This is a genomic window from Gordonia sp. NPDC003422 (assembly GCF_053588675.1).
The window spans coordinates 1-11,913 of the sequence record NZ_JBSFQL010000050.1 but is presented as its reverse complement, the minus strand read 5'-3'; the positions used below and the strand labels follow the sequence as shown (position 1 = coordinate 11,913).

At 67.0% G+C, this 11,913-nt stretch carries 9 protein-coding genes; 3 read left to right on the top strand and 6 right to left on the bottom strand.

Features of this window, described 5'->3' with window-relative positions; translation table 11 throughout:
* Window positions 1-296 precede the first annotated feature (296 nt).
* Window positions 297-1,073 (bottom strand): class I SAM-dependent methyltransferase, encoded by a 777-nt coding sequence (locus ACWDTF_RS24375; RefSeq protein WP_355275342.1) that lies wholly within the window; start codon window positions 1,071-1,073, stop codon window positions 297-299.
* A 206-nt stretch (window positions 1,074-1,279) separates the two neighbouring features.
* On the bottom strand, window positions 1,280-1,942 hold the full coding sequence (locus tag ACWDTF_RS24370; RefSeq protein WP_449755216.1) for a hypothetical protein: 663 nt from the start codon (window positions 1,940-1,942) through the stop codon (window positions 1,280-1,282).
* A gap of 19 nt (window positions 1,943-1,961) precedes the next feature.
* On the opposite strand from ACWDTF_RS24370, the gene ACWDTF_RS24365 reads away from it, so the two are divergent.
* Window positions 1,962-2,501 (top strand): hypothetical protein, encoded by a 540-nt coding sequence (locus ACWDTF_RS24365; RefSeq protein WP_240856529.1) that lies wholly within the window; start codon window positions 1,962-1,964, stop codon window positions 2,499-2,501.
* Window positions 2,502-2,520: 19 nt separating this feature from the next.
* Here the strand turns inward: ACWDTF_RS24365 and ACWDTF_RS24360 are convergent, their stop codons facing one another.
* The 3 genes from ACWDTF_RS24360 to ACWDTF_RS24350 all read right to left on the bottom strand — a co-directional run bounded on the left by ACWDTF_RS24360 (window position 2,521) and on the right by ACWDTF_RS24350 (window position 5,238).
* A complete protein-coding gene (locus tag ACWDTF_RS24360; protein WP_355275346.1) occupies window positions 2,521-3,003 on the bottom strand; it encodes a hypothetical protein in 483 nt (160 codons plus the stop codon).
* Window positions 3,004-3,111: 108 nt separating this feature from the next.
* A complete protein-coding gene (gene pgi, locus ACWDTF_RS24355; protein ID WP_240856331.1) occupies window positions 3,112-4,827 on the bottom strand; it encodes a glucose-6-phosphate isomerase in 1,716 nt (571 codons plus the stop codon).
* Between the two features lie 78 nt (window positions 4,828-4,905).
* Window positions 4,906-5,238 (bottom strand): chorismate mutase, encoded by a 333-nt coding sequence (locus ACWDTF_RS24350; RefSeq protein ID WP_449755215.1) that lies wholly within the window; start codon window positions 5,236-5,238, stop codon window positions 4,906-4,908.
* A gap of 76 nt (window positions 5,239-5,314) precedes the next feature.
* On the opposite strand from ACWDTF_RS24350, the gene ACWDTF_RS24345 reads away from it, so the two are divergent.
* Complete coding sequence (locus ACWDTF_RS24345) at window positions 5,315-7,159, top strand: hypothetical protein (RefSeq protein ID WP_449755214.1); 1,845 nt, start codon at window positions 5,315-5,317, stop codon at window positions 7,157-7,159.
* Between the two features lie 20 nt (window positions 7,160-7,179).
* Here ACWDTF_RS24345 and ACWDTF_RS24340 read toward each other — a convergent pair whose 3' ends face one another.
* Entirely contained in the window at window positions 7,180-8,742 is a 1,563-nt protein-coding gene (locus ACWDTF_RS24340) for a hypothetical protein (RefSeq protein ID WP_449755213.1), read from the bottom strand.
* 201 nt (window positions 8,743-8,943) lie between these two features.
* Here ACWDTF_RS24340 and ACWDTF_RS24335 point away from each other — a divergent pair, with 201 nt between their 5' ends.
* Window positions 8,944-11,448: a UvrD-helicase domain-containing protein gene (locus ACWDTF_RS24335; protein ID WP_449755212.1), complete on the top strand. Its 2,505-nt coding sequence runs from the start codon at window positions 8,944-8,946 to the stop codon at window positions 11,446-11,448.
* The last annotated feature ends 465 nt before the right edge of the window (window positions 11,449-11,913 follow it).

Sequence of the window (11,913 nt, the reverse complement as noted above, 5' to 3'; positions counted from 1 at the left end):
ATCAGCCACCCCACCCGCGGTGACCACCCGAGCACACTTCCCGCCTCCACGATCGCCGCCGCAGGCGGCGGGTGGGTCGCTGATCCGAAGAGTTCGGTGACCAACGCTCTGACCTGCGAAATAGGGTTGCACCCGGCCCGCAAAATCTAGGGGAGGAGTTTTTTCAGCGAGGACTCGAGTCGAGTTGGAGAACGCGAGTGCTGCAGCACTCGCGTTCTCCAACTCAGCACCTGCTGTCGCCAGTGTCGGCCTCGCTTCGGTGACAGTCCACTCTTCCCACCTCCGCGATCGAGACCTCACGCAGCGGGTGGGACAGTTCCGCACCCGAACCAGGCACGGGCTTCGAGCGTGAACGGTCCGTCGGGCAGCCTCGAACGGCAGGCCTCGCGGATCTGCCCGCGGCTGTCGTCGTCCAGTCCGGCCAGATGGGAACCGGCCGGCCCGACCGCGTAGGTGAACGGCATCCAGAAGTCGTCGAAGTCGGTGTACTCGACGCTCGCGTGCAGTTCACCGTCGACGACGTAGTCGAGCCCGATCGTGGCGAGCCGATGCGCGATGTCGCCTCGGCGCACTCCCGCACGCAGACGCTCACCGACGACGTCGGGGTCGAGGTCGCGGGCGGCTGCCCAGAACGTCTCGAGCATGATCATGCCGCCCTCGGTGAGGTCCCACATACAGGCGGCGACTGGTCCTCCCGGCCGGGTGACTCGGGCCATCTCGGCCAGTCCCGCGTCCGGGTCGGTCATGAATCCGACGACGAGGCAGGAGAGTGCCGCGTCGAAGCTGTCGTCCTCCCACGGCAGCGCTTCGGCCACACCCACCCGCACGTCGGCGCCCGGATTCCTGGCACGGCACGCCTCGGCGAATTGAGGTGCCGGGTCGATCGCGGCAACCTGGCGCGGATCGCCGACACGCTCGGCCACGGTGGACGTGAGACCGCCTGGCCCGCAACCGACGTCCAGTACACACAAACCCGCCCGCACGCCGGCCGCGTCGACGAGTGCGGGCGCAAGTGTGCGGGTGTAGCGCCCCATGAAACTGTCGTAACTCTCGGCTGGAGACGTGAACTCCATGGATCAACTCTGACCCCGTCGAGACCGGATCGTCAACCGTGCGGTGGTCTCGACACCACGCCTGGTTGCGAGACGCATCGGACTCGCTATCGCTCGCACGGTGCTCCTCAACCCAGCGGCCTGGCGGCTCGGAGTCGGCTCCGCCGGATCGAGCCGGTACCGAGCGGAGCGAGGCACCGTGTCGAGATCGACCAGCGGTGGGCAGCTCAGCTCGTCGGCGCGGGTGAACCGCTCGGCGCCACGGCGGCGGGGTTGCGCCACACCACCGGCGAGGTCTTGTAGTCGAAGGCGTCTGCGCCGGAGGTGTCGGCCCAGTAGATGACCTGCTGCAGTTTCTGCCCCGGGTCGGCGAGGGCGAGCAGGCACGTCGCATACGACTCGCCGCGCCGCATTCGTTCCGGCTTCGCGGTCGCAGTGCACGACGGCAGACCCGTGGGTGGTGGGACGGTGAGCGCTGCCGCCCGGCCGTCGGGGCTCCCGGCGATCCCGACCACGCCCGGTGCGGCTGACGGCCGATTCGCCAGCGAGGTCACCGTCACGTAGATGAAGTAGGGGACGCCGCCGTTTGTGGCGGTTTCGGGCACACCCTCGGCGGGTGTTATCCCGGTGACCGTGAACAGTGCGAGGGCGCCCGACGTGGCGAAGGCGTCGGCCGGAAGCGTGGCCGTGGCACCGAAATCGAGGCCGGTGCCGGGCGCCGTGCGCGCGGGTACGCCGCGGGACACGGTCACCGATGCCGACATGGGCACCGACGTAGGTTTGTCGCCGGCTGGGGTGTCGGAGGTTGTCGATGAGCAGGCCCCGACCGCCAACAGCATCGCCACGCTTGCCGCGATCCCGACGCGCCGCACCATCCGATCAATCCTCACGCTGCGTAAGGTTACCGAGGTGACGACCAAGCAGGGGCAAGTCGTGGCGTCGGGCGCGTTCCAGTTGTTCGGCCAGCGCAAGCGTGAACAGGTCAGTGAACTGCTGACGGACGTGTTCGGGCGTGACGATGTGGAGGCGTTGGGCGCGGATTGGCGCGGCATCGTGTACTTCACCGTCGCCGACGACGAGGAGATCTCCGACGACTCGGTGCTCGGATTCGATGCGTCGAGCGGCGATTCGGGAGAACTCGCGACGGTCGAGGAGGTGCTGGCCGCGATCCGTTCCGGGGAGATCGCCGAGGCCGTCGACGTCGCGAGTTTCGATGCATGGCGTGACGCCACCGGAACTCACACCATCGACATGGGTGCGTGCGTGCCGCCGACGCTGTACGAGTTCCTGGGTGGTAATCCGGCCGAAAGATCCACCGAGACAGAGGATCTCGTGACGTTCATCGCGGTCGCCGCCGCGCTGATGGGGCGGCTGGAGCAGCTTGGTGTCCAACCCGGCGACGAGATTCCCGACGAGGTGTTCGACGACGAGCGCTGGCGCGACGGCTGAGGCGATCAGTCTGAGGCGATCAATCTGCGGTCACCTGGATGGGCGCGATCGCCAGGTGCGGGAGGTCGGGCTGCAGGCGCAGTTCCACCCTGCCGGACCCGGTGGTGACGGTGGTGCCGATGCCGTGAGTGGTGACTGACGGAATGCCGGTGCCGGCGACCCAGCCGCGGAGGGTGCCGCGAGTGCCGCGGGTGAGGTTGCGCCAGTCGACCCGGACATCCACCCGGCACGGCGCACTGGTGCCGGAGATGCCGAGGAAACCGCCCGTTACCTGCACGTATACCTGTCCCGGGCGGTACGGCCCGGGTGCGGCGAGCATCCTGATGGTGCCGGCACAGAGTCCGTCGGCCAGTGTGTAGAGAGGCGCCGACGACGCGGTGCGGTTCTGTGGTTCGGCGTTCGCCGTGGTCGCGGCGAGGCCCATTCCCGTTGTGGCGGTGATGATTCCGACGGCGATGGCGAGTGGGCGTCGGATTCGGCGGAGAAGGTGGCGGCTACGCATGGCGGACTCTCGGTGTCTGCGGTGGCGTCCGGGCCGCGATCTCGACGCCGGGATGTGACATAGATCATATCGGCGACGATGGACGTGCCGTTACCGTGCGCCCTGCGATCACGCCTCGCGGCCGCGATGCTGTCGGTACCACCGGACCAGTTCGTCGGTCGACGAGTCGTCCGCGGCGGGGGGCGCGGCGTCGGTGGTGATGACGCCCAGCAACTCCTTGGCCTGCGTCTTGCCCAACTCGACACCCCACTGATCGAACGGGTTGATTCCCCAGACGGTGCCCTCGACGAACACCTGGTGCTCGTAGAGGGCGATCAGCTGGCCGACCACCGCGGGGGTGAGCTTGGGGGCCAGGATCGACGTGGTCGGCCGGTTACCGGGCATCACCTTGTGCGCCACCACATTCGGGGCCACACCTTCGGCGGCGATCTCATCGGCGGTCTTGCCGAAGGCGAGCACCTTGGTCTGGGCGAAATAGTTGCTCATCAGCAGGTCGTGCATCGAGCCCGCGCCGTCGGGGGTCACCGGCAGGTCGTCGGTGGGTTCGGCGAAGCCGATGAAGTCCGACGGGATCATCCGCGTGCCCTGGTGCAGCAGTTGGTAGAAGGCGTGCTGGCCGTTGGTGCCGGGTTCGCCCCAGAACACCTCGCCGGTGTCGGTGGTGACGTGATGCCCTTGGGCGGTCACCGACTTGCCGTTCGACTCCATCGTGAGCTGTTGCAGATACGCGGCGAATCGGGCCATGTCGTTGGAGTAGGGGAGCACCGCGCGTGTCTGCGAGTCCCAGAAGTTCGAATACCAGAGTCCGATCAGGCCCAGGATCACCGGCGCGTTCTGTTCGAGGGGCTGCGTCCGGAAATGCTCGTCGACGACGTGGAATCCGTCGAGGAACTCGGCGAAGCGGTCCTTGCCGATGGCCGCCATCACCGACAGCCCGATCGCCGAGTCGACCGAGTAGCGTCCGCCGACCCAGTCCCAGAAGCCGAACATGTTGGCGGTGTCGATGCCGAACTTCGACACCTCGGTCGCGTTGGTGCTCACTGCGACAAAGTGTTTCGCGACCGCGTCGGCTCCGGCGCCCAGCTCTTCCAATAGCCAGCTGCGGGCCGCCGAGGCGTTGGTCAGGGTCTCCAGCGTGGTGAAGGTCTTGGAGGCGATGATGAACAGCGTGGTCTCGGCGTCGAGGTCGGCGAGGGTGCCGACGAGGTCGGCGGGGTCGACGTTCGACACGAAATGGCAGCGAATGCCGGCGTCGGCGTAGTGGCGCAGCGCCTGGTACACCATCACCGGGCCCAGGTCGGAACCGCCGATACCGATGTTGACCACGTCGGTGATCGCCTTGCCGGTGTGGCCCTTCCACTCGCCGCTGCGCAGCTTGTCGGTGAAGACGCCCATCGCGTCGAGGACCTCGTGGACGTCGGCGACCACATCCTGACCGTCGACCGTGAGCGACGCGTCGGCCGGCAGTCGCAACGCGGTGTGCAGGACGGCGCGGTCCTCAGAAGTGTTGATGTGGGCGCCGGCGAACATGTCGTCGCGGCGGTCCTCGAGCCCGACCTCGCGTGCGAGGCTGAACAGCAGTTCCAGCGTCTCCCGGAGCACACGGTGCTTGGAGTAGTCGATGTGCAGATCTCCGACGTCGACCGTCAGCTCACGGCCCCGATCGGGGTCGACGGCGAACACCTCTCGCAAATGCATCGCGTACACGTGCGGCTGATGAGCCGCGAGCGCCTGCCACGACTGGGTGGCGGTGATGTCACCATGGTCGCTTCCGGTGAACTCTCCGCTGCCTGTGAAACCGCCGCTCGACACGTCGCTGCTCATGGCTACCTACCCTATGTGTTCGGGGCGGGGGCCGCGATGCTCATCGACAGGTGTTCACGACTAGGGCACGCCCTAGGTTCACCGGCCCAGCGGTCCGCGGCCGAGTCGCAGCAGCAACATCGCCAGCGTATGGCCCTCTTGCCCAAGGTCTTTGAATCGCTCGAGTACCTTGACCTCGCGGCTGTAGACGAGTCGTGGGCCGCCCGACGCCATACGTGCTGCGCCGATCTTCTTCGACACCGCGGAGCGCCGCTTGACCGCGGCCAGGATGACGGCGTCGAGCCGGTCGATCTCGAGGCGCAGCGAGTCGATGTCGTCGGGCAGGTCGGACACCTCGGACGACAGCTCATACCGCTCGAGATCGATGGTCTGGTCGAACGGTACGGGCGCGGTGCTGCTGTCGTCGGTCACCCGCCCGATTTTGCCACGCCGGTACTCGGCACCACCGAGTGCGGCAGGTCGGAACGGACACGAGACGATAGGTGCCATGATGACCAATCGAACGGTGTCGTCGATCGCGGCGGCCCTGATCATCGCGGCATTGGTCGTTCGCGGCGCTCTGGTGGCGACGGGGAGCTTCTACTGGGACGACCTGATCCTCATCGGGCGTGCCTCGACGATGCCGATTCTGTCCTGGGACTACCTGGGTCACAGCCACGACGGCCACTTCATGCCGGCGGCCTTCCTGGTGGCAGGCCTGTCCACGGTGATTGCCCCGGTCAACTGGGTGGTACCGGCCATCACGCTCATCGTCGGGCAGGCGATCGCATCGGTGGCGGTGTGGCGCATGATCCGGATCATCGCGCCCCGCGCTGGTGCGGCGGGTCTGGCTGCCCTGACGTTCTACCTGTTCACGCCGATGACCGTGCCTGCCTTCACCTGGTGGGCGGCCGGGCTGAACACCTTGCCGATGCAGGCGGCGATGGCGTGGATCGTGGGCGACGCCGTCCTGGCCTGCCGGTCCGACGCCGACGCCGCGCAGCGCCGCCGCATCGTCGTCCGATCGTCGATCGTCTTCGTGGTCGCCCTCGCGTTCTTCGAGAAGTCGTTGTTCGTCCTGCCGGTCGCGTTGGTCGTGGCGACCCTGGCGATCGCGTTCGAGGATCATCCGATCAGTCCGCTGGCGACGGCGGTGTCGCGCGCGCGTGGTCTGTGGGGAGCGCTCGCCGCGATCTTCGGAGTGTGGCTGATCGTCTTCTTCTCGGTGTCGGATGCGACGGCGGGCGTGCATTCGGCCGCACAGACCGCGCGGCTGGTGTGGCGGACGGTGAATCGTGCGATCGTGCCCTCGCTGGTCGGTGGCCCGTGGGAATGGGACCGGTGGAATCCCAGCCCACCCATGGGTTTCGCGTCGTGGTGGATGATCCTGGCCGGGTGGCTGGTGATCACAGCGGTGGCGATCTGGGCGTTGCTCCGCAAGCGCGGAGCTGCGGCGATCCTCATCCTCGCCGCCGCCTATGCGGTGCTCGCGCAAGTGCCGGTGATGTGGAATCGGTCGAGCAGCAACACCGCACTGGAACTGGCGCAGACGATGCGCTATCTACCCGACACCGCGCTGGTCTTCGCTGCGGCCGTCGCGCTGCTGATCGCGGCTCCCGCCCGCGCCGGCGCAGTGCCTGCCGACGACGAGAATCCCCGGGGTGGTCGGCATACGAAACCCGCCGAACCGACCGCCCCGGCGACCGGGCTCGTTGCGGTGGTGGTCCTCATCGGGCTGGCGGTGGCGTCGGCGAGCGTGTCATTGGCCGGCTTCTCGAACTCGTGGCGCGACAACCCGACCGGCGACTACCTCGACACCGCCAAACGCAGCCTGGCCGCGGGCACCGATCATCCGATGTTCGATCAGGCGCTCCCACTGGAGATCCTGCTTCCGGTGGCGTACCCGAACAATCAGATCAGCCACACCTTCGGGCGGCTGAGGCAGCGACCCGACTTCGGCTCGAGCACCGACCGACTACAGGTCCTCGACACCTCGGGGCAACTCGTTGCCGGTGCGGTGACACCGCGTCGCGCCATCGCCGAGGGACGTGGCAGTTGTGCTCGACCGGAGTTGTCGGCACCCGAGCGGCTGGCACTTGACGGCCCGCTCATCCGGTGGCGCTGGACGATCGCGTTGAGCTATTGCGCCAACGGTGCGGGCGAGGTCGAATTCTGGCTGGACGAGGGGGCGCGGGTCAAGGCAACCGTGCAGCCCGGCCTGCACGTCGTCTATGTGCAGCTCGACGGTCAGGGGTCGGCGGTCAACGTGGCTCCGCTGACCGCCGGGCTGGTCTTGCACACCGGGGTGGGCCGGGTCGGGGAGGTTGTCGAGGCGCGTTTCCTCGGCGAGTGACATGCCCGACCCGGTGCCGATCAGCGGTCTGGATCGACGTAGGACACCTCGATCTTGTCGCTCTGCCCGGCTTCGCGGACCAACGCCGAGAGAGCCACCGCGGTGTTGGCCTCCGCGACAAACCACAGGACTCGCGTGCCGTTTGCGGCCGCGACCTGCTTGCCGATCTGGTCCTTGATGGTGGTGGTACCGGCCCAGGACGGGTCGAGTTGTCCGTTGACGACGTGCGAGTTGTAGCCGGGCGCGAACGTGACCAGCAGGTCACCGAGCGGGCCGAGACCGTCGAAGAGGTAGTCGCCGCGCTGGATCGCGTAGTAGCTGGGCAGACCGGTACGGGGTGACCCGTACGCGGCGGCCTCGGGCTGCTTGGACCCGGTACGAACAAACGTGACCTGCTGCTTGGTGCGCTCCTGGTTCTTGTTGATCTGGTCGTTCAGCACGTCGACCGTGTTCGTGCGGAACGGCAGGTACTGCCAGGTGGGGACGCCACGAACCGTGGTGCCCTCGCCGACGATGTTGCGGGCCACGCACGTCACCCGACCGGTGGTGCCGAAGTCCGCGCGGATCACCGTCGTGCACGGTGCGGCGGCCGGGCGACCGTTCAGTGTGAAGTTGACGGTCACTCCGTAGTTGACATAGCCGCTGCCGGTCGCGGTCGGTGAGACGGTGCCGCTACCGGTGTAGGTGAACGGGCATGCGGCGCGTGTGCAGTTCCCGCCGGGCACAAAGGCCACGGCACGGCTGTCCACCGTGTAGCCCGGCGCCGGCACGTTGACGAGATCGTTGACCAGCGCGCGCTGGTTGGCGAACAGCTTGGCCGCATCGTCGGCCGACTGCGTCGCCACGTCGAGGTCGTAGGTGGTGGTGAGTTTGTCTGAGCCCTCGTCCGTGACCTCGGTGCCCTTGACATGGGTGACCACCTTGGAGCTCGGATCGAAGGTGACCTCCCACTGGCCGATCTTCACGACGTTGTCGCCGACGAAGGTGACCGGCGGATCGGACACCGGCCAGAAACGTGCGTCGGGCAGACCGGGATTCGGCGATGCCACCTCGATGGCGCCGAGTTTGGGTGCCTGGTCGGCCGGCACGGTGCCGATGGTGCCGGCGAGGATGTCGGGCGCCAGGGTGTTTCCGACCGGCAAGACACTGGTGCGCGACGAGTCGACCCATTTGCCGGCGAGTGGCCCGAGATCCTTGCGTTCCTTCTCGTTGGAGGTCAGGACGGCGGTCCAGAATCCGGCGGGTGCGTTGACGAAGCGGCTGTTGCCGACCTGCCGGTATTCACCCTGGTTGCCGTTCACCGAGATGGTGCCCTCGGCACTGTTGGAGATGGTCACCACCATGTTGGTGAAGTCGTACTTGATGCTCTGCCCGCCGTACTGCTGCGTCACACTGCCGGTGTACTTCGCGGCGGGACTCGACGCGAGCTTGAACAGCACCTCGTCGAGGCTCTTTTGCGCGCGGAACGCGGCCGTCGGCTCGGCGGTCCCGGCATGACTGAACGGGATGAAGGAGACCACCACCGCGATCACCGCGGCTATCGCCCCCACCGCCAGGATGACCGCTCCAGCTGCCTTCGACATGGTTGTTCCTCCCGTTGGTCCCGCATCCCAGCGCCGAAACAACATGGCGCCGCCAGAGTCTGTCGATCCGGGCATATCGTAGCCGTCGGAGCCGACGAGACGTAGCTTGTTCGGTCGGTCGTCCGAATGCCGTGTCGTCGTGGGGGCACTGTGCGAGTGCGTCCAGGAGATGTCGGTGCCTGCGGGTAACCTCGAATACCGATGACTGGCACTTCCTCTCTCCCGTCCGCCGACACCCGCGAGGCGCGTGCGGCAGCCCCATCCGATCCGGCGATCGACCGCCTGCTCGACGGGTTGAACCCGCAGCAACGTGCGGCGGTGCTCCACACCGGGGCGCCGCTGCTGATCGTTGCGGGCGCCGGTTCCGGCAAGACGGCGGTGCTCACCCGACGGATCGCTTATCTGCTGGCCGCGCGAGATGTCTCGCCCGGCCAGGTCCTCGCCATCACGTTCACCAACAAGGCGGCGGCGGAGATGCGGGAGCGGGTCATCGACCTGGTGGGCCCGCGGGCGACCTACATGTGGGTGTCGACGTTCCACTCGACGTGCGTGCGCATCCTGCGTGCCCAGTCCGGGCTGCTCGAGGGGATGAACTCGAATTTCTCGATCTACGACGCGGACGACTCCAAGCGCCTGCTCGGCATGATCATCCGCGACCTCGAACTCGACCCGAAGAAGTTCAGTCCGCGCGGCGTGGCGGTGGTGATCTCCAACTACAAGAACGAACTCGTGGGCCCGGAGCGGGCGATCGAAGCGGCGGCCGACGATGAGCCGTCGGCGCTCAAGATCGCCGAGATCTACCGCGAGTACCAACGCCGCCTGCGCGCGGCGAACGCCTTCGACTTCGACGATCTGATCGGCGAGACCGTGGCGCTGCTGCATGCGCACCCCGAGGTCGCCGAGTACTACCGCCGCCGCTTCCGGCACGTGCTGGTCGACGAGTACCAGGACACCAACCATGCGCAGTACGTCCTGATCCGTGAGTTGGTGGGGGAGCACGTCACTCAGGGTGGGGTGCAACCGTCTGAATTGTGTGTCGTGGGCGATGCCGATCAGTCGATCTACGCCTTCCGTGGCGCGACGATCCGCAACATCGAGGAGTTCGAGCGGGACTTCCCGAACGCGGAAACCATTCTGCTGGAGCAGAACTACCGTTCCACTCAGACGATCCTGTCGGCCGCCAACGCGGTCATCGCGCGCAACGAGAACCGTCGGGACAAGCGGCTGTGGACCGACTCGGGTGACGGTGAACTGATCGTCGGCTACGTCGCGGATTCCGACCGCGACGAGTCGGTGTTCATCGCGAAGGAGATCGAGAATCTCACCGACTATTCGATCGGCGGGTCGTCGAGCCACAAGTACTCCGACATCGCGGTGTTCTACCGCACCAACACCGGCTCACGAGCGGTGGAAGAGGTCTTTGTTCGGCACGGGATCCCGTACAAGGTGGTCGGCGGAACCAAATTCTATGAGCGCAAAGAGGTCCGGGATGTGGTCGCCTACCTGCGGGTGGTCGCCAACCCGGACGACACGGTGAGTCTGCGTCGCATCCTGAACACCCCACGACGCGGGATCGGCGACCGTGCCGAGGCATGCGTCGCGGTGCATTCGGAGAACACCGGCCGAAGCTTCTACGAGTCGCTGATCGACGCGGCCGACGGCAAGGTGGCGCTGCTCAATTCCCGTGCGGTGAAACAGATCGGCGGATTCGTCGACCTCATCGAGGGTCTGCGTACCGACTTCCTCACCGGGTTCGGCTCGGCCGGTGACGCCGACGAGGACGTCGCCTACATCGACGCCACCGAGGAAGGCGCCGACATCGGTGAACTCGTCGACGCGATCGTCGAACGCACCGGGTACCGCGCGGAACTCGAGGCGTCCAACGACCCGCAGGACGGCGCGCGTCTGGACAACCTCAACGAATTGATCTCGGTGGCACAGGAGTTCAGCCAGGACGCGGCCAAGTTGGCGGCCGGCGAGATCGACGAGGACGACGATCCGCTGGAGTCCGGCCGGGACACCGAGGGGGAGCCCGAGCCGGGGTCGCTCGCGGCGTTCCTGGAACGGGTCTCGCTGGTGGCCGACGCCGACCAGGTGCCCGACGAGGGCGAGGGTGTGGTCACGATGATGACGCTGCACACCGCCAAGGGCCTGGAATTTCCGGTGGTCTTCGTAACCGGTTGGGAGGACGGCCATTTCCCGCACATGCGCGCGATGGGTGACCCGGCCGAACTGAGTGAGGAACGACGCCTGGCCTACGTCGGCATCACCCGCGCCAAGGAGCGGCTGTACCTGACCCGCGCGATCACCCGGGCGTCCTGGGGACAGCCGGTGTCGAATCCGGAATCCCGCTTCCTGCAGGAGATTCCGCAGCACCTACTGGACTGGCGGAAAACCGAACGGCGTCGGTCGTCGAGTGGTTTCGGCGGGTCGTCGGGTGTCTTCGGCCGCGATGGGGCGTTCTCGTCGGGTGCGATGTCGGGCGGTCGTGGGCGGTCCTCGTATTCTGCCGATCCGGCTCGCGGGCGCAACAAATACGTGAATTACGAAGTGGGCGACCGCCACAACCACCCCAAGTACGGCCTGGGCAAGGTGGTCGACAAGATCGGCAGCGGCGCCACCGAACGCGTCGTCATCGACTACGGCGGCAGCGCCGGTCGGGTCACCCTACTGACCGCGGGCGGCATACCCGGCGACAAGTTGTAGGCGTCCGTCTCGCCACCGCCGGCCGAGGTGAGAGCCTCGAAGCTGCTGGTGAGCGGAAGTTTTCGCCTCGCCGGCAGGTGCTACTCGAGTCAGCGGCCCTCAGTCGGTGTTGCCGACGATCGTGGAGGCGGGAAGTGTGGGGTTAGGGCCGGTGGGCAGGATCGGGCCCATGACGGTGGTCGTCCGGGAACATCCCGGAAGCGGACGCTGACGGGCCCGACCCCAGTCACCGATTGTCGGTCGTCGCGTCCCGGCGAAGGCGACACCTTCTGCTAGAACGTCGGCTGGACGGCTCAACCCTTGGCGCGGTTGTCACCCAACCCATCGCTCCGCAGACGAGTACCCACAGAGGTTGGAGTTTGACGCGGCATCCGCGCGGCTGGCGCCCGCGACAACTGGAGCCGAATTGGAGAACGCGAGTGCTGCAGCACTCGCGTTCTCCAACTCAACTCGAGTTCTCGCAGG

Bases quoted from the DNA above. Each gene is read 5' to 3' on its own strand.
- ACWDTF_RS24375 (WP_355275342.1), bottom strand. From the start codon at position 1,073: ATGGAGTTCACGTCTCCAGCCGAGAGTTACGACAGTTTCATGGGGCGC.
- ACWDTF_RS24360 (WP_355275346.1), bottom strand. From the start codon at position 3,003: ATGCGTAGCCGCCACCTTCTCCGCCGAATCCGACGCCCACTCGCCATC.
- pgi (WP_240856331.1), bottom strand. From the start codon at position 4,827: ATGAGCAGCGACGTGTCGAGCGGCGGTTTCACAGGCAGCGGAGAGTTC.
- ACWDTF_RS24345 (WP_449755214.1), top strand. From the start codon at position 5,315: ATGATGACCAATCGAACGGTGTCGTCGATCGCGGCGGCCCTGATCATC.
- ACWDTF_RS24340 (WP_449755213.1), bottom strand. From the start codon at position 8,742: ATGTCGAAGGCAGCTGGAGCGGTCATCCTGGCGGTGGGGGCGATAGCC.
- ACWDTF_RS24335 (WP_449755212.1), top strand. From the start codon at position 8,944: ATGACTGGCACTTCCTCTCTCCCGTCCGCCGACACCCGCGAGGCGCGT.